The sequence below is a fragment of the Halorubrum sp. CBA1125 genome, from assembly GCF_009742825.1.
Taxonomy (GTDB): Archaea; Halobacteriota; Halobacteria; order Halobacteriales; family Haloferacaceae; genus Halorubrum.
On sequence record NZ_WPCE01000254.1, the window covers coordinates 1 to 3,371 of the forward strand.

A 3,371-nucleotide genomic window follows, 5' to 3' on the forward strand; every position below is an offset into this window, starting at 1 on the left:
CGCGACCGCCGACGCGACCGCGACGACGTGTTCCTCGCGACGAAGGTATGGATCGACCAGCTCGCGCCCGCGGACGTCGCGTCCTCGACCCGCGAGAGCCTCGAGAAGCTCGGCGTCGACGGCGTCGACCTCCTGTACGTCCACTGGCCGGCCGGCGCGTACGACCCCGAAGAGACGCTGCCCGCGTTCGCGGAGCTGCGCGACGACGGTCTGATCGACCGGATCGGCGTCTCGAACTTCGAGCCCGCGCACCTCGACGCCGCCGCGGACGCGCTCGGCGAGACGCCGTTCGCGAATCAGATCGAGATGCACCCGCTGCTCCCGCAGGATGAACTCCGTGCGTACGCCGACGAGGCTGACCTCGAACTCGTCGCCTACTCGCCGCTGGCCCGCGGCCGCGTCTTCGACGTCCCGGCGGTGACCGAGATCGCCGAGAAACACGACGTCAGCGCGGCGCAGGTGAGCCTCGCGTGGCTCCGCGAGAAGGGCGTGACGGCCATCCCGAAGGCGACGGGCGGAGAGCACATCCGCGACAACTGGGCGAGCCTCGGACTCGACCTCGACGACGAAGACGTCGAGCGGATCGACGCGATCGACGAGCGGGACCGCCGCGTGGACCCCGACTTCGGTCCCGACTGGGACTGAAATCTTGCGGTCTCTCGAGGGTTCTTTTCAACGACTCCGCTACGGAGACGATCGCCTAGACGTGCTCGTCGAGGAACTCGACGATCTCGCGGTACGCCTCGATCCGATTCTCTAGCTTGGAGAGGCCGTGTCCCTCGTCGTCGAATATCAGCTTGCGGACGGGGACGTCCTGCTCGCGGGCCCGTTCGACGATCTGCTCGGCTTCGCCGACCGGCACCCGCGGGTCGTTCGCGCCGTGGAGGACGAAAAGCGGCGCCTCGATCGCCCCGATGTTGTTGATCGGCGAGATGGATTCGAGGAACTCGCGGTCCCGCTCCAGGGAGCCGTACTCGGCCTCGCGCAGTTCGCGGCGCCAGTCGCCGGTGTTCTCTAAGAAGGTGATGAAGTTCGCGATCCCGACGACGTCGACGCCGGCGGCCCACAGCTCCGGGTACTCCGTCAGCGCCGCGAGCACCACGAAGCCGCCGTAGGAGCCGCCCATCGCGACGACGCGGTCCGGGTCGACCTCGGGGTGGTCGTGGAGCCACTCGACGCCCGCCTCGCGTCCGCCACAGCGTCCATCCGGTTCTCGACGTCGTCGAGCGCGGCGTACGCCTTCCCGTACCCCGAGGAACCCCTGACGTTCGGTTCGAACACGGCGTACCCGTGGTTCAGCAGGTACTGGGTGACGGCGGCGAAGGAGGGGCGGCGCTGCGACTCCGGCCCGCCGTGGATATCGACGACGACCGGGTAGCCGTCGGCCGGCGGCTCCGTCTCCGGGACGGAGAAGAACGCCGGTATCTCCCGCCCGTCGAACGTCGGGTAACGGACCAGTTCGCGCTCGACGAACGTGTCCGGCGGGATCCCCGCGGTCGACGCCGCGGTCCACCGCTCCGCCTCGCCCGTGGTCGCCTCGACCACGTAGACGTTCGCGTTGTGCGTGCTCCCGGTCGCGGTGATCGCGAACCGGTCGCCGTCGGGGCCGAAGCTCACGCCGCCGGCGACGCCGTCGGGGAGGTCGGGCTCCGGGAAGGGGTCGATACGGGTCGGGCCGACGAGCTCGCCGACCGTGAGGTCGGTGTGACCGTCGACGTTGCGCGAGTAGACGACCCGCCGTGAGTCCTCGTCGACGACGACGCCGTCGACGTTCCAGCCGTCGCCGTCGGCGACGACGGCGAACTCGCCGGTCGAGAGGTCGAGCCGTTCGAGCCGGAGCGTGTCGCTGTCGCGGTCGGTGACGAGGTACAGCGCCTCGCCGTCCGGGCCCCACTCCGGGCTCCCGTACCGGACGTCGCCCTCGTGGGGCGTGTGGTGCGTGCGGTCGCCGGTCGCGACGTCGAGGGTGTACACGTCGTGGTCGAAGGAGGCGTGCGCCTCGTGGACGAGCAGCCGGTCGTCGCTCGGCGACCACCCGGCCACGGAGAGCCAGCCGTCGCCCTCGGCGACCCGTTCGGCGGCGTCCGTCGCCTCGCGCCCTTGGACGTACACGTCGAAGACGGCCTCGTCCCGTCGGTTGGCGGTGAACGCGAAGCGATCGCCGGCGGAGTCCCACCCGCCCCACCGGTGTTTCGCGTCCGGCGCGTCCGTGTAGCTCGTTATCACTCCCGACTCGTAGTTGAGCCGGTACAGCTGAACGCGCTCGTTCCCGCCCTCGTCCATGCCGAAGGCGGCCTCGGGGCGCTCGGGCGCGGAGTCGACGAAGGTGACGCGGTCGTCGAAGAACGTGTGCTGTTCCGGCCACCCCTGCGGCTCGCGGAGCGACCAGACCTGTCCGGTGCCGGTCGTGTTCAACAGGAAGGCCAGCCGGCCGTCGGGGCCGAGGTCCGCGCTGCCCGCGCTCCGCACGTTGAGGTAGCGCTCGATGTCGTAGCGGTGCATGCCGTCGGATTCCGACCCCGGTGTGAAACCCTTTCGGGTCGGAGGGGGCGGACGGAGAGAGAGCGATCGACGGGGATCACCGTCGACGGGCGGTCAGAAGGACCGCCCCGCTCGTGGGACGAACCGACCGACGCCACCCGGTCTCCGGCCCGGCGACGATGCCGTGTCTTTTTATCCGCCCCAGCCGTGCGCCGCCGTATGCGCGTCGCGTTCGTCTCGCTCTTCGCCCCGGGTCACGGCGACACGCCCGCGCGGGCCCGGACGCGACGAATCGCCCGCGGGCTCGCCGACCGCGGCCACGAGGTCTCGTGGCTCTGCGCGCGCTGGTGGGGCGGCGACCACGACGCCTTCGAGGACGAGGGGATCGCCTACCGGTCGGTCACCGTCGACCCCGCGCCGACCGCGTTCGCGGCGCGACTCCCGGCCGCGCTCCGACGCGTCGACCCCGACGTCGTCCACGCGGTCAACAGCCCTCCGACGCCGGGGCTCGGCGCGACCGTCGGGGGGACCCTCACCCGGACGCCCGTCGTCGTCGACTGGTGGCGCGACCACCCCGCCGACTCGCGGCGGCGCTCCCGGCTCCTCGCGCGGGCGGCCGACGCCGTCACGACGCCCTCGCGGACGGTCAAGACGCGCGTCCGCGAGCACGGCGCCGACGCGACGACGTCCGCGTGGTCCCCGAGAGCATCGACTTCGACGTGATCGAGGAGACGGCCGTCGACGACCGCTTCGACCTGGTCTACTCCCGTCGGCTCGACCGCCACGCCAACGTCGAGACGTTCCTGCTCGGACTCGCCGAGCTCCGCGACCGCGACTGGAGCGCCGCCGTCGTCGGCGACGGCCCAGAGCGCGAGCGGTTCGAGGCGATG

1 protein-coding gene and 2 pseudogenes are annotated in these 3,371 nt (G+C 71.4%); 2 read left to right on the plus strand and 1 reads right to left on the minus strand.

Features of this window, described 5'->3' with window-relative positions:
- Positions 1–645, plus strand: a 645-nt coding sequence (locus GJ633_RS15190) for an aldo/keto reductase (RefSeq protein ID WP_156589472.1), incomplete at its 5' end; no start/stop codon positions are given.
- Between the two features lie 55 nt (positions 646–700).
- Here GJ633_RS15190 and GJ633_RS15195 read toward each other — a convergent pair.
- Positions 701–2,502: pseudogene (locus tag GJ633_RS15195) on the minus strand (S9 family peptidase).
- A gap of 198 nt (positions 2,503–2,700) precedes the next feature.
- On the opposite strand from GJ633_RS15195, the pseudogene GJ633_RS15200 reads away from it, so the two are divergent.
- A pseudogene (locus tag GJ633_RS15200) lies at positions 2,701–3,371 on the plus strand (glycosyltransferase); the annotation flags it as partial.